This is a genomic window from Pseudomonas nitroreducens, assembly GCF_014204515.1.
In the GTDB taxonomy this organism is placed as follows: domain Bacteria; phylum Pseudomonadota; class Gammaproteobacteria; order Pseudomonadales; family Pseudomonadaceae; genus Pseudomonas; species Pseudomonas nitritireducens_A.
Window position 1 is genome coordinate 170,403 of record NZ_JACHLI010000005.1, and the last position, 17,510, is coordinate 187,912.

Sequence of the window (17,510 nt, forward strand, 5' to 3'; positions counted from 1 at the left end):
GCGCTAAGCAGGATCACAGATTCTTCCTAAATTTGACCTGCAGCGCCACTCCAAACGATAGAGACAGATAAATCCACTGGTTTGACAGCCCTCAGCCTTCCGCTCCCCGGAGCCTGTTGGGTGTCATGAAGGCCCAGTTGCCTGCGCTGTCCTCAAGCCATGAGGGATGGAACGACTTGCAGGGTTTGCGTAACTCTGCCGCGCGAGCCACCGGACAACATGCCGAGACCCTGCTGCTCACCGAAGAACCAGACGATATCGATGCGCGCTGCAGAACAGCCAGCCAGGGCTGAGCCGCTCGGGCGGAGGCAGAGCCTGGGCACAATAGGGGAAAAGTGCAATACATGGCCCCTGGCCGGTACTGCGGCGATCAGTCCTCCAGATCGTTGCGCGAGGTCTCGTTCTCGCCCTGTGAGAAAATCAGCCCATGCTTGCGCAGCTTGTCGTGCAGCGTCTTGCGCGGCAGGCCGAGCGCTTCGGCGAGGCTGCGCAGGGAGTTGTGCGCGCGTGCCATCTCGGCGGCGATCAGCGAGCGCTCGAAGGATTCCACCTGTTCGTTCAGGCCGGCTCCCGGCGCTACCGCGATGGCCCGGCCATGGGCTTCGTCCAGGCCCAGGTCCAGCCCGAGGGCATAGCGTTCGGCAGCGTTCTGCAGTTCGCGGACATTGCCCGGCCAGCCATGGGCGAGCAGCTGCGCGCGCTGGGCGGAATCAAGCGGGCGCGCCGTCAGGCCATGGCGCTCGGCGCCGCGCTCGGCGAAATGCTGGAACAGCAGCAGGATGTCGTCGCCGCGCTCGCGCAGCGGCGGGATACGCAGGCTGGCGACGTTCAGGCGGTAATAGAGGTCGGCGCGGAAGCGGCCTTCATCGGAGGACAGGCGCAGGTCTTCCTTGGTGGCGGCGATGATGCGGATGTCCAGCGGGATCAGCTGGTTGGAGCCCAGGCGCTCGACCGCGCGCTCCTGCAGCAGGCGCAGCAGCTTCACCTGGACGTCCAGGCTCATGCTCTCGATCTCGTCGAGGAACAGGGTGCCGCCGTTGGCGAACTCGAACTTGCCGATGCGGCGCTTCTGCGCGCCGGTGAAGGCGCCCTGCTCGTGGCCGAACAGCTCGCTTTCCACCACCGACTCGGCCAGCGCGCCGGCATTGATGGCGACGAAGGGGCCATTGCGTCGGCTGGACAGGTCGTGCAGCGCGCGGGCTACCACTTCCTTGCCGGAGCCGGTTTCACCCAGCACCAGTACATCGGCCTGGATCGCCGCGAGCGAAGCGACCTGCTGCTGCAGGCGCTGCATGGTCGCCGACTGGCCGACCAGGCGGCCGCGCAGTTCCTTCTGTTCCGACAGCGCCAGGCGCAGGCTGCGGTTTTCCAGCACCAGGCGGCGTACGTCCAGGGCGCGGCGCACGCTGTCGAGCAGGGCGTCGCTGGGGAACGGCTTCTCGAGGAAGTCGTAGGCGCCCGAGCGCATGGCCTTCACCGCCAGCGGTACATCGCCGTGGCCGGTGATCAGGATCACCGGCAGGCCGGAGTCCTGGGCGTGCAGCTGTTCGAGCAGTTGCAGCCCGTCGATGCCGGGCATGCGGATATCGCTGACGATCACTCCCGGCCAGTCGCGGGCCTGCTGCGGGTCGATCTGCCGCGCATCCCCCAGGGCGACCACCTTGAAGCCGGCGAGGTCCAGGGTCTGGCAGAGCGCCTGGCGCAGGTGCGGGTCGTCGTCGACCAGCAGGACCTGGGTGGTGGCGTCGAATGGCTCGACCGAACTCATGCGCGGGTTTCCTCTTGCGGCGTCAGGGTCACGCCGGGAATGCCCGGCAACAGGTGCAATTGTACGAGAGCGCCGCCCTCGGGGTGATTGCCCAATTCCAGATGGCCGCCCAGCGTGCGCAGCAGCGTGTCGCAGATCGCCAGACCCAGGCCGAGGCCCTTGGCGCTGGTCTTGGTGGTGAAGAAGGGTTCGCGGGCGTGGGCCAGCGCCTGTTCGGAGAAGCCGGGGCCGTTGTCGCGCAGGGACAGGATGATGCGCTCGGGCGTCTGCTGCGCCGTCAGCCAGATGCGCCGGGGCAGGCCTTTCTCGGCCAGGGCGTCGAGGGCGTTGGAGATCAGGTTGGAGAGAATCTGCCGCAGCCGCGTCTCGCCGGCCTGGACCCAGATCGCCGCGTCGGGCAGGTCGCGCAGCAACTCCACGTTCATCGCCTGGCGGCGTTGGGCGACCAGCGCCAGGGCGTCGTTGATCGCCGGCTGCAGGGCGACGTTCTCCGGTGCGCGGCGGGCGCCTCGAGCGTAGGCCTTGAGGTGGCCGATGATCGAGGCCATGCGCCCGGTCAGCTCGCCGATCTGCTGCAGGTTGCCGCGGGCGTCGTCGTAGCGCTCGTGGTCGAGCAGCACGCGGGCGTTGTCGGCGTAGCTGCGGATCGCCGCCAGCGGCTGGTTGAGTTCGTGGCTGATGCTGGCGGACATGGTGCCCAGGGCAGTGAGTTTGCCGGCCTGCACCACTTCGTCCTGGGCGTGCATCAGCTCGCGCTGGGCCTGCTCGCGGTTGCTCACCTCCTCCAGCAGCCGCGTGTTGGCGTCTTCCAGCTCCTGGGTGCGTTCCTGTACACGCAGCTCCAGCTCGTGCTTGGCCTGGGCCTCCAGGGCGATGCGTTCCAGGTAGTGGCGGCGGCTGATGGTCAGCAGCGACAGCAATAGAAGCAGAGCCACCAGGGTTGCTGCGCCGATCAGCACGACGCTGCGTACTGGCGCGTCGACCTGGGTACGCGGGGTATAGATGCTCACGGTCCAGCCGGTTTCCGGCAGGTTGCGACTCTGGCTGATCCAGCGTCGCTGGTCGATCTTCAGCGGCGCCGGGTGCAGCACCGGGTAGGGAATGTTCTCGGCGATCTCGCGCTGCTTGGCGGGCGAGAGCTCCTTGGCGGTGTGGAAGCGCCAGGCATTGCTCGAGGAGAGGATCACCACACCGTTGGAGTCCATTACCAGCAACTGTTCCGGGGTGCTGCCCCAGAGCTGCTCCATGTGTTCGAGATCGACCTTCACCACCAGCACGCCGAGCAGCTTGCCGCCGTCGCGGACGTCGCTGGCGAAATAGTAACCGCGCCGCTTGGAGGTGGTGCCCAGGCCGAAGAAGCGGCCCTGGCGGCCCTGCGTCGCCTCCTTGTAGTAGGGGCGGAAAGCGAAGTTGCGGCCAACGAAACTGTCCGGCTGGTCCCAGTTGGAGGCGGCGTGGGTCATGCCGTCGGCCTGGATCAGATAGATGACGTCGGCGCCGGTACGCCCGCGGATGCGCTGCAGCTCGAGGTTGGCCGCGCTCTGCGCGCTGACGCTGTCAGGCGCCTGCAACGCGGCGCGCAGGGTCGGCAGCTCGCCGAGGATCGGCGGCAGGTCCTCGTAGCGCCGCAGCGTGCCGAGCAGGTTGGCGACGTAGAGGTCGAGGGTCTGCTGGTTCTGCTCGGCGAGTTGCTCGCTGTAGTAGCGCTGGGCGAAGTGATGCAGCGGCCAGAGCAGCGGAGCGAGCAGCAGCGCCAGCAGGGCCAGCGATTGCCAGCGGGTCAGGTGTGGATTCAAGGCGGCTTACATCGCAGACGGTGGTTTGCGCCACCGATGCTACACCGATCAGCGCTCGACGGGCTGCAGCTGCAGCAGTTTCATCAGGCGCGCGATGCTCTCGTCCAGGCTCAGGCGATCGGTGTCGATGCGCTCGAAGGGCTCCAGCGGCTCCTCGTAGGGCGAGCCGATGCCGGTGAAGTCCGGCAGCTTGCCGGCCCGTGCCTTCTTGTAGAGGCCCTTGGGATCGCGCTCCTCGCAGACGCTGAGATCGGTGCTCAGGTGGATCTCGCGGAAGCGCTCCTCGCCGATGATCCTGCGCGCCTGCTCGCGGTCCTCGCGGAACGGCGAGATGAACGAGGTGATGACGATCAGCCCGGCATCGTTCATCAGGTTCGCCACTTCAGCGACCCGGCGGATGTTCTCGGTACGGTCCGCGTGGCTGAAGCCCAGGTCCTTGCACAGGCCATGGCGGACGTTGTCGCCGTCCAGCACCACGGCGGAGTAGCCCAGCTCGTGCAGGGCATATTCCAGGGCGAAGGCCAGGGTCGACTTGCCCGAGCCGCTCAGGCCGGTCAGCCAGAGCGTGGCCGGGTGCTGGCGCATGCGGGTGGCGCGTTCTTCGCTGCTCAGGCGGCCGGCGTGCCAGCGGATATTCTCGTTGTTGCTCATGTTCGGCAGGGGTTCCTTGCTTGCGCTCAACTGACCAGTCCGCGACCGCAATAGTGGTCGTCCAGTACCAGGCGCTTGAGCAGCTTGCGCTCTTCTTCATCGGGGCTGACGCTGAAGGTCGACCAGATGTCCTTGGCCAGATCCCGCGGCGGCAGGAAGTCTGAGTGAAGGGTGGCACGGATATCCAGCACGTCCTGCAGGTACGCCAGGGCTCCGCCCTGAATCTGCTGGCGGATTTCACGCGCCGCCAGCTCTTCCTCGCCCAGCCCCTGGAAACGAGCCAGCAGTGTGCCGTCGGCTTCCAGCTGGTAATGGTTGATCTGGGCGTCGTCGGCGCTGAGCAACTGCTCGAGCAGGAAGTTCTGGTCGAACAGGCTGCAGTTGCCACGACTGGCCCGGGACACTCGGTCGGAGAAGCAACCGTCGGCGAAGACCCTGGCGTCACTCGCGAAAGCATCGACCAGCTCGTCGGTGACCATGTAGTAGCCGTTGACCGGTCTCTCCAGCCAGGCGTTCAGATGGCGCTGGATGGTGCCGGAATAGCCGACATCGACCACCGCCAGGGCGCCGGCAGTGGTCAGTCCGGAGTCTTCCAGGTAGCGCTGCAGCGCCGGGGCCTCGAGCTCGGCCTGGGCCAGTATCCGCGGCAGGAGGTGACGCAGCACCGGCTCGATATGGCTGACGTCATTGTTGCCGATATCCAGCAGCCGCCCGGCGCTCCACAAGCCACGGGCTTCCAGGTCGAGCAACTCTTCCTCGGTCAGAGCCACGCCGAAGCGGGCCGCCAGCAGGTTTTCCAGGGTGCCGGAGAAGTAGTTGGGGCGGGCCAGGGTCAGGACGTCGTCGAAGCTGCGCAGACGCGGCACGCTCACCGCCCGCCGCGACAGCACCAGGTAGTGGGACGCCGCTGTGCCGGGTTCGCGGGCCGCCCACAGGTCGAACGCGGCCTTGAGCAGCTTGCCTTCGCGGGAGAGGAAGTACAGTCGCTCGATGCCGTCGCGCTCGGCACGCTCGCGCAGCCAGGTGACGAAGTGAGTGAGCAGCGGTCCGACCACGTTGTAGCCCAGCAGTTCTGCCGAGCCCTGGGAGAAGGCAGCCGGGCGGAAGGTGCCGAAGGCGATCTTGGCGAAGTTGCGACGCAGCAGCAGGCCCAGGGCGAGTTCGGCGCTGAGGTCGTCGCGGCCTCGGGTGTTTTCCACCAGGCGACTCCAGTGCGGCAGGCCCCGCGCCAGGTCCACGGGCTTGAGCACATGCAGCAGCTCCATACCCATATCGCCGGGGATCTGTACGTCGGAGCGCTCGTTGTCGCCGACCATCAGCATCTGCTCGGGCAGCAGCTGTTCCTCGCGCAGGGCCAGTTCGTAGAGCTGCCCAGTGTCCTTGCGCACGCCGACTTCGCCGGAGATGTACAGCTTGTCCCACTGCAGGATCCTGGCTTTCTGCAGCATGGCGGTGATCACCGGTTGCGGCAGGAACATGTCGCTGAGCAGCACCACACGCTTGCCCAGGCGCTTGGCGTAGCGCAGCAGGGCAATGCTCTCGGGGCGCGGCGTGACGCAGGCGAACTCGGTTTCCTCCTCGCGCTGGCGCAGGGCCTGGAGGGTGCCTTTCTCGATGCCGGCCAGGCGTCCCAGTTCGTCGAAGATTTCCGCGGTGGTGATGTCGCGGCCGGCTTTTTCCCGGGCCCGGGCCTCGGCGACGGCGCGGTAGCGCAGGTACTTTTCCGCGGTGCCCTTGTCGACCCGCTGGGCCGTGAGGCGCTTGATCGATTCGGGATCGAGCAGCGGGCGCAGCAGCAGGGTATCGAAGATGTCGAAGGCGACCGTCCTGATGGCAGGATTGGCGATCTGCCGTTGCAGGTCCTGTTCACTGCGCGCCAGGTAGCTGTCGAAGCGCCAGGCTGACCAGGAGTTCGAGTGCTGGCAGCGCAGAATGGCAGGTGGCAGGCCCTGGCTGCGGCTGGTCAGCACCAGCAGGCGCTCCAGGCAATGGGCGAAGGTGCCGTCGGTCTGGCCGGCCTCTTCGGCGAAGTCATCCAGGCTGATGCCGGCTGCGAACAGCGGCGCCAGTGCCTCGCGCGAGGCCCAGAACATGCTGCCGGCGGGGAAGTGGAAATAGCTTTCCGGAATGTCGCTGATGCCCAGGCGCTGGCACCACTGATGACCCATGGCGCGGTTGGCCAACCAGGTATTGGCGACGTAGTGCAGTCGCTCGAAGTTCTGCGGATAGACGATGCCGGCCTGGCGCGACGACAACAGCTGGAAGATCGAGCGGATCTGCCGTTCGCTGCCGGCCAGGCTCTGGCACAGGTACTCGCGCCAGCCATCGGTGGCACCGTTGTTGAACAGTGATTTCTTGCTGTGCAGGTGCAACAGGTAGTCGTATTGCTGCAGTACTGCGCCGAACTGGCAGAACATCGGCGCGATGTCCCGTCCGCGGTTGGGGACGATCTCGACCTGCAGGGTGCCCTGCTGCGGCAGGTTGGCGAACTGGGCCTTGCAGGCGCGCAGTCCGACCTCGTCCTTGACCGAGACGTAGAGGTCGTAAGGGAACGGCATGTGGCTCAGGTAGCTGCGGAATTCCTCGGCCAGGTCGCTGTAGTACATGTGCAGGTGGATGGCGATGCGGCCCTCCAGGGCGTCACACGGAGCGATCTGGTAGATGTCGGTCAGTTCGGTCGGCCAGTGCGCCGCGGGTTGCGCCTGCTGCTCCAGCTGGCGCTTCCAGCGTTCGTAATGCCCCAGCCCGTTGAAGGCGAAGCCGAAGCGGCGGTAGGCGGTCAGCAACAGGCGCTCGCGCTGGGCGGGAGGAATGCGCCAGTAAATGGAGCGCCCCACCTGGTGCAGGTAGTTGCGCAGGCTGACCAGCGCTTCACCGCGCCGCCCGCGGGCCAGCCGGGAGGCGAAGCGCAGGGGTTTGGTCAGGGTCCAGGAGACCGAGCGCTGGATTTCGTCCAGCGAGCGTTGCGCACCGGCCAGCAGCGACTGGCTGTGCTCCAGATTGGCCGAGAGCCGGGCAATTTCGTTCAGCCGTTGTTGCGCGTCCTCCAGTTCCAGGCTCTGCCGGGCAATCACGAACTGCAGGCTGTCGATGGTGGCGTGGGACTCCTGCAGCACTTCGCTGTGCAGGCAGTCCTGCTGGTGCAGGGCCTCCAGGGTAGAGCGTAGTGCCTTACAGCGCTCGCTCAGCCGATCGATCCGGCTCAGGGTCTCGGGGGCGTCAAGGGGCAGTTCGTCGCTGGCCAGCCGCTGCAGCAGGTCGAAGCACTCGCGTACCTCGTCGGGAGCGCGGTCGATCAGGTCATGGCCGTCGGCGGAAAACTGGCTGTGCTGCAGGTCGGTACTGAGGAACTTCTCGATGTAATCGTCGAGCTGTGATTGTGTGGGGGCAGGCAGCCCCAGTTGTTTGCCCAGGCGCAGGATCTGCTGGGCCGGGTCGCCCATCAACTGGTCGTAACTGAGCACGGCCGCGTGCTGGCCGCGGCTGTAGCGCAGCCCCTGCAGCATGTAGTCGAGCCACAGGTAGAGCCCTTTGGCTTCGCTGAAGCCGTCGCGCTTGTGCAGCGAGCTCGCGACGCTCAACGGGTGGCGCAGGCTCAGGACGAAGGCCGGCTCGATGCCGGCCCGTTCGAACACGCGCAGCCAGAAGGGCAGCAGCAGCGAGATGCGCGGATCCTTCAAACCGAGGATCGGGGTATCGGCGAAGTATTCGCGCAGGTAGTTGAGCGCGCGTTCCTGCAAGTCGGAGCCGTCGAAGCTGGCGAGCTGCTGCGCATCCAGTGGTCGCAGCGAGTGCCAGGTATGCCCGAGCGCCCCGAGCACATCGGTGTTGATGTCGACGATTTCCTGGTCTTCCCAGAAACCGCGCTCGTTGTTGCTTTGCGCGGCCGGCATCAGGTTGTCGCCCAGGTCCACGCCCAGAGTCGTGAGCCCCCTGGCGATCGCACTGGTACCGCTGCGGTGCATGCCAAGTACGACGATGGCCCGTTGACGCTCTTGCACGCTGAATCTCCGTGGTTCTTGTTGCCGTGGTTCTTGTTATGGGCGATCTCGCCGCCCAGACAGGCGGCCCGGGGTCAGTCGAAGAGTTCGGCCTCACCCAGGCTGACGCCCAGGCGATCCTTGCCGGACAGCTCGGGTTCGCCCTGCAGCGGCCATTCGATGGCCAGCTCCGGGTCGTCCCAGGCGATGCAGCGCTCATGTTCGGGCGCCCAGAAGTCGGTGGTCTTGTAGAGGAACTCGGCGCTCTCGCTGGTGACCACGAAGCCGTGGGCGAAGCCCTCGGGAATCCACATCTGCCGCTTGTTCTCGGCGCTCAGCAGCTGGCCGACCCAACGCCCGAAAGTCGGTGAGCGGCGCCGCAGGTCGACGGCGACGTCGAACACCTCGCCCTGGACCACGCGTACCAGTTTTCCCTGCGCCTGATTGATCTGGTAATGCAGGCCGCGCAGCACGTGGCGGGCTGAGCGGGAATGGTTGTCCTGGACGAATTCGACCGTGTGCCCCAGAGCCTGCTCGAATTTGCGCTGATTGAAGCTTTCGAAGAAGAAGCCGCGGCTGTCGCCGAACACTTGGGGTTCGAGGAGCAGGACATCGGGAATCGCCAGCGGGGTGACTTTCATCAGTAGACCGTTTGCGTCAGAAGGCGTTGGAGGTAGAGGCCATAGCCGCTCTTGGCGAGCGGGGCGGCCAGGTTCTGTAGTTCCTCGGCGCTGATCCAGCCCTGGCGGAAGGCGATTTCCTCGGGACAGGCGACCTTGAGCCCCTGGCGGTTTTCCAGGGTGGCGATGAACTGGCTGGCTTCCAGCAGCGATTCGTGGGTACCAGTGTCGAGCCAGGCGTAGCCGCGGCCCATGATCTCCACCGACAGGTCGCCGCGCTCCAGGTAGACGCGGTTGACGTCGGTGATCTCCAGCTCGCCGCGGGCCGAGGGGCGGATGCTCCTGGCGATCTCGACGACGTGCTGGTCGTAGAAGTACAGGCCGGTCACCGCGTAGTTGGACTTCGGGGTGGTCGGTTTTTCTTCCAGGCTGATGGCCTTGCCGAAGCGGTCGAACTCGACCACGCCGTAGCGTTCCGGATCGTGCACGTGGTAGGCGAACACGCTGGCGCCGCTTTCGCGCTGCATGGCGTTGACCAGCAGCTCCTGGAAGTCATGGCCGTGGTAGATGTTGTCGCCCAGTACCAGGGCGCTGAGGCTGTCGCCGACGAAGTCCGCGCCGATGATGAAGGCCTGCGCCAGGCCCTCCGGGGACTGCTGCACCGCGTACTGCAGCTCTACGCCCCAACGCCTGCCGTCGCCCAGCAACTGCTGGAAGCGCGGCGTGTCCTGGGGGGTGGAGATGATCAGGATTTCGCGGATGCCCGCCAGCATCAGGGTGCTCAGTGGGTAGTAGATCATCGGCTTGTCGTAGACCGGCAGCAGTTGCTTGGACACCGAGAGGGTGGCCGGGTGCAGACGGGTGCCGGAGCCGCCGGCGAGAATGATGCCCTTGCGCTTCATGCGAGTCTTTCTCCGATCAGCTCAACCAGCATGCGCCGGACGTGGAACTGCCAGTCTGGCAGGGTAATGCCGAAGGTCGAGCGCAACCGGCTGGTATCCAGCCGGGAGTTGGCGGGACGAGGAGCGGGTAATGGGTAGTCCTGGGTCATGATCGGCAAGACGTGCTCCGCGTCGGTACGCAGCGGCAGTCCCAGCCGTGTCGCTTCGTCGATGACGAAACGGGCGTAGCCGTGCCAGCTGACCTCACCGCTGGCGGCCAGGTGATAGAGGCCGCCAAGGCTGTCGGGCTGTGGATGGGTGTTAAGCCGGGCCAGCATCTGGGCGGTGACGTCGGCGATCAGCTCGGCGCTGGTGGGCGCGCCGATCTGGTCGGCCACGATGCGCAGCTCCTCCCGCTCGTCGGCCAGGCGCAACATGGTCTTGGCGAAGTTGGCGCCGCGTGCGGCGAACACCCAACTGGTCCGCAGGATCAGGTGACGGCAGCCGCTGGCGCGGATCGCCTGCTCGCCGGCCAGTTTGCTCCGGCCATAGGCGTTCAGCGGAGCCGTCGGGTCTTCTTCGCGAAAGGCCGGGCCTTCGCGGCCATCGAATACGTAGTCGGTGGAGTAGTGCACCAGCCAGGCGTCCAGCTCCCGGGCCAGTTCGGCCAGCAATCCGACCGCCTCGGCGTTCACCCGCTGAGCCCGCTCGCTCTCGGCTTCCGCCTTGTCCACTGCGGTGTAGGCCGCCGCGTTGACGATCAGGGAAGGGCGCTGAGCCCGCACCAGCGCGCGCAGGCCGTCGAGGTCTTCCAGGTTGCCGAGTTGGCGGTCGCAGGCCGTCACCCGCCCCAGGGGCGCGAGGGCGCGCTGCAGCTCCCAGCCCACCTGGCCGTTGCTGCCCAGAATCAGGATGTCTTTCATGCGTACTGCTGGCTGAGCCACTCCCGATAGGCGCCGCTGGCGACGTTCTCGACCCAGGCCTGGTTGTCCAGGTACCAGCGCACGGTCTTGGCGATGCCGGTCTCGAAGGTCTCCGCCGGCTTCCAGCCCAGTTCACGCTCCAGCCGGGAAGCGTCGATGGCATAGCGCCGATCGTGGCCGGGGCGGTCCTTGACGAAGCTGATCTGCTCGCGATAACTGCGACCATCGGCGCGCGGCGACTCGCGGTCGAGGCTGTCGCAGATGTGGTGGACCACGTCCAGGTTGGCTTTCTCGTTCCAGCCACCGACGTTGTACGTCTCGCCCACCTGACCGGCTTCCAGTACCCGGCGAATGGCGCTGCAGTGGTCCTTGACGTACAGCCAGTCGCGGATCTGCTGGCCGTCGCCGTAGATCGGCAGGGGCGCGCCGGCCAGGGCGTTGCGGATCACAAGGGGAATCAGCTTCTCGGGGAAGTGATAGGGCCCGTAGTTGTTCGAGCAATTGGTGGTCAGGACCGGCAGGCCGTAGGTGTGGTGGTAGGCGCGGACCAGGTGGTCGGACGCGGCCTTGGACGCCGAGTAGGGGCTGTTGGGCTGGTACGGGTGCTGTTCGGTGAAGGCCGGCGCCTGGGGCTCCAGGGTGCCGTAGACCTCGTCGGTGGAGACGTGGAGGAAGCGGAACTGCGCTCTGGCTTCTTCCTCCAGTGCGTTCCAGTAGGCACGCACTGCTTCGAGCAGGTGGAAGGTGCCGACCACGTTGGTCTGGATGAAGTCTTCCGGGCCGAGGATCGAGCGGTCCACATGGGACTCGGCGGCGAAGTTCAGCACCGCGCGGGGCTGGTACTGCTCCAGCAGTGCGGCGACCAGGCGGGTGTCGCCGATGTCGCCGTGAATGAAGTGGTGACGGGAGTCGCCGTCAAGGCTGGCGAGGTTCTCGCGGTTGCCGGCGTAGGTCAGCTTGTCCAGGCTGACGACGGTCTCGTCCTGGCCAGCCAGCCAGTCGAGCACGAAATTGGAGCCGATGAAGCCGGCGCTTCCTGTTACGAGGATCGTCATGGGGGGTCACAGCCTCTGAATGAGCGATGCGGCAACCAGTCCGAGGTTGCCGGGAAGCGTTTGTCGGTAAACCCCTGACTGGCTGATCAGCGACAGCTTGCGATACAGCGGTGCGTTGCGCGCACTGCCGAACAACTCGAGGATCTGCTGGTTCTCCTGGGTCAGGTGCTCCCTGAAGTGAGAAACGGCCTCCAGATTCACGTCGTTCCAGTGTCGGAACGTTCCCTTGAGCATGCGTTGCAGACGAACGAATCGGTCCTTGACGCTCGAATTCGAGCCTATCAGGTTATTGCCGTGCTGGCGGTAGTTGATCGCCGGATGTTCGTCGTAATGCACCTTTCCGCCGCATCCGCTGACCAGGATATAGGCCCACCAGTCATGGGAAATGATCGGCACGTGGCGCGGCGTACGGCAGAGCAGCTCCGCCGTCAGTCCATTGAACAGCATGGTGTTGCCGCCAGCGATGCTCTGCACCAGGGCATTGGCGAAGCTGGGCGCACGACGGAACAGCGGCGACAGGCCGATGGGCTGCCCGGCGGAGTCGATCAGTCGGGTCCTGGAGCAATAGAGCAGGGGGCGATCGGACTGTTGCGACATCGCCCAGGCAAGGCCGCGTTGCAGCTTGTCGGGCTCCCACAGGTCATCCTGGTCGCAGAAGGCGAAGAAGTCGGCTTCTTCCCTGGCACGCCCGATCGCAGACAGGAAGTTGGCGGCAAAGCCCTGGCGTGGGCCGGCATGGACGTGCAGGCGGTCGTTGCCAAGCCTCTGCCGATACTCCTGCAGGATAGCCAGCGTCGCATCACTGGAACCGTCGTCCGAGGCATGAATGACCCAGTCCTGGCACGTCTGGGCGATCAGAGATTCCAACTGCTCGCGAAGGTAGGCGGCGCCGTTGTAGGTCGAGAGCAGTATCGCGACCCTGGCTGAGCGGTTGGGGGTTGTGCAAGACATGGCGAGAGCCGAATGCTGTCTTTTCAAAGCGGCATCCCCTGCTTCTTATTAGTTATTTATCGCTTATATGACGCAGGATAAGTGTCTACGTTGCGGGCCGGCAACCCCGTATGCGGATGACTGGTCAGTCAATTTAGCTCCGGATCAGGTGGCGGATTCAAAGCCACCTGCCGGTCAATCCGGCGGCAGCTCAGAGCTGCCTGACCAGCTCGATGAAGCGGGCCCGGACCCTGTCTTCGGCAAACAGGGTCCTGCAGCGCTGTAGCGCCCCTTGCCCGAGCGATGCGAGATGTGCTGGATCGTTAAGCAGGCCCATGATCGCTTCCGCCAGTTTTTCCGGATTGCCGGCCTCCACGGTCACTGCCGCTTCCTCGTTCGGGGCGACCCAGTTCACGCCAGTCTCCAGCCAGCAGTTGATCACCGGCCTGGCGCAGGCCATGGCATCCAGCTGGGCAATTCCGAATGCCTCGGAGTAATAGACCGACGGGAACAGGAACACCCGTGAGTTGCGGATCAGGTGGTACTTGTCGACATCGCTGACGAAGTCATTGATGAAGTGCATTCGCTCCGGGAATTCCTCGGCGAGCTTCCAGAAGCGCTGTTCCTCGGGGCCGACGCCGAATACCAGCAGATTCACCTGGGCGCCATTTGCCATCAATTGGCGAAAGGCGGCATCCAGCGCTTCGGTGCCCTTGTAGCTCACCAGCCGGCCAAAGAACACGCAGTAGCCTTCGCGTTCGAAATGCTCGGGTAGAACGTATCTTGCCGAGCCGGCCAGGCAACGCTCCACGTGCTGCAGGTCCACGGTGTAAGGCAGCGGCGCTATTTCCCGGGTAATGTCGCGCAGGACTTCGGAATGCTGTCGCAAGGCTGGACTGCCGGTGATGACGAGGTCGGCCCGGCGCACGGCAAAACGGTCGAACAGATAGGTCAAACGCTTGAGATAGCGTTGGCGGTAAACGTCGCAGTGATAGCTGACGACGGTCTTGCCGTTGATCAGCCAGGCACCCAGCCACAGTGCCAGGCTGGCGGAAGGGAACTGCAGGTTGATATGGGTGATATCGGCTTTTCGCGCCAGCAGCAGGAAATGCCAGAAGAAGGCGAAGCTCAGGGGAACCGACAGCAGATTGCCCAGCGATGCGGCGCGCAGGACGCGTATGCCGTCGATCGATTCATTCTGGCTGCGCATCAGGCGCTGGTTGGCGCAGCAGAGCACGGTGACCTCGTGCCCGCTCTCGCTGTACCAGTGGGCGTATTGCTTGACGGCCGTTTCGATTCCGCCGGTAGAGGGTGCATAGTACTTGTTGACCAGCAGGACTCGTTTGTTCGCCATGTTTCGTCTCGCGAGGGCATCGTTCAGCTTAGCGGCGGATAGGACAAAGGAAAGGCGCAGGAAGTTACATGCCCTGCGTGGACTCTCGCGGTCAGTCAGGCATGGCCGACATGCCGATACACGTCCAGCGTCTTCCTCGCGCAGGCATCCCAGGAATACTGACGGGCGCGTTCCACACCGAGCTTGACGCGATGCGCGGTGTTTTCCGGTTGCTCCAGCAGTTCGATCATCGCTGCGGCTATCGCTTCGCTTTGCGTGGGATCGACGAGCAGGGCCGCATCGCCGGCCACTTCCGGCAGCGAGGTGGTATTGGAGGTGATGACGGCGCAACGGGCCGCGAATGCTTCGATCACCGGCAGTCCAAAGCCTTCGTAGAGTGACGGGAAGACCAGCGCAGCGGCACTCTGCAACAGCGCGTGCACCGTCGTGCCTGGCAGATACTCGAAACGGCGGCCTTCGCCCCGTCGCTCCAGTGCGTCGAGTTCGGCAAGCAGGGCGTCGGACTTCCAGCCAGTACGACCAACGATGACCAGTGGATGCTGGCGACGCATGGCTGCGGGCAGCGACTGGTGCGCCTGAAGCACGCGGAGCAGGTTCTTGCGAGGTTGCAGGGTACCGATGAACAGAAAGAAGCCTGGCTGCAGGCCGAGCTTGGCCAAGGTCTGGTCGATCAGCGGCCTGGGCATTTCCTCGAAGTATTCCGGCGAAACTCCCAGGGGGGTTACCGAAATTCGCTCGGGTGCAATGCCCAGATGCTCGACCAGATCGCGCTTGCTGTACTCGGAGATGGTGATGATGTGGTCTGCACTGTGCACCGTGCGGGTAAACAGCCAATTCTTCAGTGCCCGCAGATTGGCAGCGGCCCACTCCGGATGCAGCAGTGGTATCAGATCCATCACGTTGGCGACCACCGGCGTTCCCGCCAGCCGGGGGATATGGTGGTCAGTGGCGTGGAACAGATCGACCTGCTCTGCAACCTGCCGCGACAGGTTGCGCGGCGCACCCAGTAGCGTGCTGCGCAGCGCATGGGTGGAGAATCGAACTCCCAGGTGCGCAGGGGTGCCGCAATCCAGCGCTGGCAGAGACTGTCCGAAGGCGAATGGGCGCAATGACAGGTCGGCGCCGGGCTGCCGTGCCTGCTGGCTCAACGCGTGCCACAGGGCACGGGTATAGACCCCGATTCCATCGAGATGACCAGCAGCGCTGCCTTTGGCCCAGACGGTAACTCCCAGACCAACGCGCATGCGGGTCTCCTGGTTGAATAGACGAGGGAAAGCGTGGGCGCGTCCGGTCGACGCGCCCCGAGCAGTGGCTTAGAACGAGAATCCTGCTTCGTTGCGACGCAGGTCGGCCTCGACCATCATCTTGCACAGCTCTTCCAGGCTGGTCTTGGGCTCCCAGCCCAGGGTCTTGCGGGCGTGCGCCGGATCGCCGATCAGCAGTTCCACTTCGGCCGGGCGATAGAACTTCGGATTGATACGCACCAGGGTCTTTCCGCTGGCCGCGTCGATGCCGACTTCGCTCTCGGCGCTGCCTTCGAAGCGGATTTCGATGCCGGCAGCCTTGAAGGCCATGCTCACGAAGTCGCGGACAGTCTCGGTGCGGTTGGTGGCCAGGACGAAAGTGTCCGGCTCGTCAGCCTGCAGCATGCGCCACATGCCCTCCACGTACTCCTTGGCGAAGCCCCAGTCGCGTTTGGCGTCCAGGTTGCCGAGTTCCAGTACGTCCAGCTTGCCGAGTTTGATCTTGGCAACGGAGTCGGTGATCTTGCGGGTGACGAATTCGCGGCCACGCAGCGGCGACTCGTGGTTGAACAGGATGCCGCTGCTGCCGAAGATGCCGTAGCTCTCGCGATAGTTGATGGTGATCCAGTGCGCGTAGAGCTTGGCGACACCATAGGGACTGCGCGGATAGAACGGCGTGTCTTCCTTCTGCGGAATAGCCTGGACCTTGCCGAACATTTCCGAGGTCGACGCCTGGTAGAAGCGGATCTTCGGATTGACGATGCGGATCGCTTCGAGCAGGTTCAATGCACCCACGCCAGTGATTTCGGCGGTAGTGGCAGGCTGGTCGAAGGACACGCCGACGAAGCTCTGTGCCGCCAGGTTGTAGACTTCGGTGGCCTGGGTGTTCTGCAGCAGACGGATACTGGCGGAGAGATCGGTCAGATCATATTCGACCAGGTGCAAGTTCGGATGCTGGCTGATGCCCAGTTCGTCGATGCGCCAGAAGTTGACGGAGCTGGTCCGGCGATAGGTTCCGTAGACGGTGTAGCCCTTCTCCAGCAGCAGTTGCGCCAGGTAAGCGCCATCCTGTCCAGTAATGCCGGTAATCAGTGCGGTTTTCATAGATCCTCCTGCTTAGCTCCTTCGTAGTGCTGTTTCAAATAGTGTTGTGCTTGCTTTTCTTGAGGAATGGTTCTTCGACGAAACGATAGGTGAACGCCGAAATCGTCACTCCGATGGCCATCATGGCCATGCAGGTGAGGGCGAATGCCGTGGGTGATTGGGGCTGTTCGAACAGCCGAGCCATGATGCGCACCACGAAGTAGTTGACGCCCAGATGCCACAGATAGAAGGAGTAGCTGACTTTGCCCACCAGCTGGAACGATGGCATGGCCAGTCGATCCGGGAAGCGCTTGCTCACGACGAAATAGAGGAACACGGGATAAATCGTGAAGATCATGACCGGAACGCGAACGTTCTTCTGAACAAGCTCCGGGCCACCGAGAAGATAGTAGCCGGTTGCCGCGATACCGATAAGCAGCGCCAGCAGACTGCCCGACCGGCTGAACAGGGGTGCCAGCCAGGTACCACTGAAGTCTTCCAGCGAGCGGCTGAGCGCGCCCAGCCAGAATGCCAGTACGAACACCGCATCGGTGCCGCCTGCGCGAATCTGAAAGGGATCCATGAACAGCAGGATCACGGCAACGGCGAACAGCGTGACGTAGCGGAATCGAGCCAGTGCGGCTACCAGTGGCAGGCAGAGATAGAACAGCCACTCCCAGCGCAATGTCCAGATCGTATTGATCCGCAGGTACATGTCCTTGGTGAACACATCGTTGACGTCGCCGGTGCTGGCGACCACCTTGCCAAATCCGAAGCCGAAGTTACGGAACAGGCTGAGCAGTTGCTGCGCCGTGGGAACAGGCAGCCCGCCGATGATCCAGTCGAGCACGCTGAACGTGGCGATGACCACGAGCATGATCGGGACCAGTCGACGGATACGCTTGATGAAAAATGTATTGCCATCGTACTTGCCGGCTTTGATCTGGCTCCAGAACAGGTGCCCGGTGAGCATGAAGAACAGCAGTACGCCGAGCTCGCCCATGGAGGCGGCCATCACCTGCTTGGGCGCAAGACCGAAGTACATCGTCGAGTGCGCGCCAAACACCAGGAACGCAGCCATGCCCCGCAGCACCTCCAGGGAACTCGAGAAGCCGGACTGCTGTGTTTCATGGATTCCCAGGCGCTTGCCCAGCAGCGTCAGCAGCAGGCAGGCAAGAAGGAAATTGACGATGGTCAGAAGCAGATAGGAGAGCTCGACCCACAT

Annotated in this window: 14 protein-coding genes; 1 reads left to right on the forward strand and 13 read right to left on the reverse strand. The window is 64.4% G+C overall.

The genetic code is table 11. The features are described 5' to 3' along the window. Nucleotides 1-125 precede the first annotated feature (125 nt). Nucleotides 126-293 (forward strand): hypothetical protein, encoded by a 168-nt coding sequence (locus HNP46_RS08980; protein WP_184587915.1) that lies wholly within the window; start codon nt 126-128, stop codon nt 291-293. Nucleotides 294-370: 77 nt separating this feature from the next. Here HNP46_RS08980 and dctD read toward each other — a convergent pair whose 3' ends face one another. The 13 genes from dctD to HNP46_RS09045 form a co-directional block, all read right to left on the reverse strand. Then, nucleotides 371-1,768: a two-component system response regulator DctD gene (gene dctD / locus HNP46_RS08985; protein ID WP_184587916.1), complete on the reverse strand. Its 1,398-nt coding sequence runs from the start codon at nt 1,766-1,768 to the stop codon at nt 371-373. Continuing rightward, complete coding sequence (locus HNP46_RS08990; protein WP_184587917.1) at nt 1,765-3,564, reverse strand: sensor histidine kinase; 1,800 nt, start codon at nt 3,562-3,564, stop codon at nt 1,765-1,767. The genes dctD and HNP46_RS08990 overlap by 4 nt, the downstream gene beginning before the upstream one ends. A 48-nt stretch (nt 3,565-3,612) precedes the next feature. Further along, nucleotides 3,613-4,224: an adenylyl-sulfate kinase gene (gene cysC / locus HNP46_RS08995; RefSeq protein ID WP_409372425.1), complete on the reverse strand. Its 612-nt coding sequence runs from the start codon at nt 4,222-4,224 to the stop codon at nt 3,613-3,615. A gap of 17 nt (nt 4,225-4,241) precedes the next feature. Beyond that, nucleotides 4,242-8,216 carry a rhamnan synthesis F family protein gene (locus HNP46_RS09000; protein WP_184587919.1) on the reverse strand — a complete coding sequence of 1,325 codons (3,975 nt, stop codon included), beginning with the start codon at nt 8,214-8,216 and terminating at the stop codon, nt 4,242-4,244. 74 nt (nt 8,217-8,290) lie between these two features. Then, nucleotides 8,291-8,836, reverse strand: coding sequence for a dTDP-4-dehydrorhamnose 3,5-epimerase (rfbC, locus tag HNP46_RS09005; RefSeq protein ID WP_184587921.1), 546 nt, complete (start codon nt 8,834-8,836; stop codon nt 8,291-8,293). Beyond that, nucleotides 8,836-9,717 carry a glucose-1-phosphate thymidylyltransferase RfbA gene (gene rfbA, locus HNP46_RS09010; RefSeq protein ID WP_184587923.1) on the reverse strand — a complete coding sequence of 294 codons (882 nt, stop codon included), beginning with the start codon at nt 9,715-9,717 and terminating at the stop codon, nt 8,836-8,838. The genes rfbC and rfbA overlap by 1 nt, the downstream gene beginning before the upstream one ends. Beyond that, nucleotides 9,714-10,619: a dTDP-4-dehydrorhamnose reductase gene (gene rfbD, locus HNP46_RS09015; protein WP_184587924.1), complete on the reverse strand. Its 906-nt coding sequence runs from the start codon at nt 10,617-10,619 to the stop codon at nt 9,714-9,716. Before rfbD ends, rfbA begins: the two co-directional genes overlap by 4 nt. Continuing rightward, nucleotides 10,616-11,674 (reverse strand): dTDP-glucose 4,6-dehydratase, encoded by a 1,059-nt coding sequence (gene rfbB, locus HNP46_RS09020; protein ID WP_184587926.1) that lies wholly within the window; start codon nt 11,672-11,674, stop codon nt 10,616-10,618. The genes rfbD and rfbB overlap by 4 nt, the downstream gene beginning before the upstream one ends. 6 nt (nt 11,675-11,680) lie before the next feature. Next, nucleotides 11,681-12,652 (reverse strand): glycosyltransferase family 2 protein, encoded by a 972-nt coding sequence (locus HNP46_RS09025; protein ID WP_260403118.1) that lies wholly within the window; start codon nt 12,650-12,652, stop codon nt 11,681-11,683. A 163-nt stretch (nt 12,653-12,815) separates the two neighbouring features. Beyond that, nucleotides 12,816-13,958, reverse strand: coding sequence for a glycosyltransferase (locus tag HNP46_RS09030; protein ID WP_184587928.1), 1,143 nt, complete (start codon nt 13,956-13,958; stop codon nt 12,816-12,818). Nucleotides 13,959-14,053: 95 nt separating this feature from the next. Next, on the reverse strand, nt 14,054-15,202 hold the full coding sequence (locus HNP46_RS09035) for a glycosyltransferase family 4 protein (protein ID WP_184587930.1): 1,149 nt from the start codon (nt 15,200-15,202) through the stop codon (nt 14,054-14,056). A 69-nt stretch (nt 15,203-15,271) separates the two neighbouring features. Beyond that, nucleotides 15,272-16,306 (reverse strand): GDP-mannose 4,6-dehydratase, encoded by a 1,035-nt coding sequence (gmd, locus tag HNP46_RS09040; RefSeq protein ID WP_184587932.1) that lies wholly within the window; start codon nt 16,304-16,306, stop codon nt 15,272-15,274. Nucleotides 16,307-16,340: 34 nt separating this feature from the next. Continuing rightward, complete coding sequence (locus HNP46_RS09045; protein WP_184587934.1) at nt 16,341-17,510, reverse strand: acyltransferase family protein; 1,170 nt, start codon at nt 17,508-17,510, stop codon at nt 16,341-16,343.

What these genes read in the sequence shown, in the direction of transcription:
- HNP46_RS09045 (WP_184587934.1), bottom strand. Translation starts at nt 17,510, where the DNA reads ATGTGGGTCGAGCTCTCCTATCTGCTTCTGACCATCGTCAATTTCCTT.
- rfbC (WP_184587921.1), bottom strand. Translation starts at nt 8,836, where the DNA reads ATGAAAGTCACCCCGCTGGCGATTCCCGATGTCCTGCTCCTCGAACCC.
- HNP46_RS08980 (WP_184587915.1), top strand. Translation starts at nt 126, where the DNA reads ATGAAGGCCCAGTTGCCTGCGCTGTCCTCAAGCCATGAGGGATGGAAC.
- dctD (WP_184587916.1), bottom strand. Translation starts at nt 1,768, where the DNA reads ATGAGTTCGGTCGAGCCATTCGACGCCACCACCCAGGTCCTGCTGGTC.
- rfbA (WP_184587923.1), bottom strand. Translation starts at nt 9,717, where the DNA reads ATGAAGCGCAAGGGCATCATTCTCGCCGGCGGCTCCGGCACCCGTCTG.
- HNP46_RS09030 (WP_184587928.1), bottom strand. Translation starts at nt 13,958, where the DNA reads ATGGCGAACAAACGAGTCCTGCTGGTCAACAAGTACTATGCACCCTCT.
- rfbB (WP_184587926.1), bottom strand. Translation starts at nt 11,674, where the DNA reads ATGACGATCCTCGTAACAGGAAGCGCCGGCTTCATCGGCTCCAATTTC.
- rfbD (WP_184587924.1), bottom strand. Translation starts at nt 10,619, where the DNA reads ATGAAAGACATCCTGATTCTGGGCAGCAACGGCCAGGTGGGCTGGGAG.
- gmd (WP_184587932.1), bottom strand. Translation starts at nt 16,306, where the DNA reads ATGAAAACCGCACTGATTACCGGCATTACTGGACAGGATGGCGCTTAC.
- HNP46_RS09035 (WP_184587930.1), bottom strand. Translation starts at nt 15,202, where the DNA reads ATGCGCGTTGGTCTGGGAGTTACCGTCTGGGCCAAAGGCAGCGCTGCT.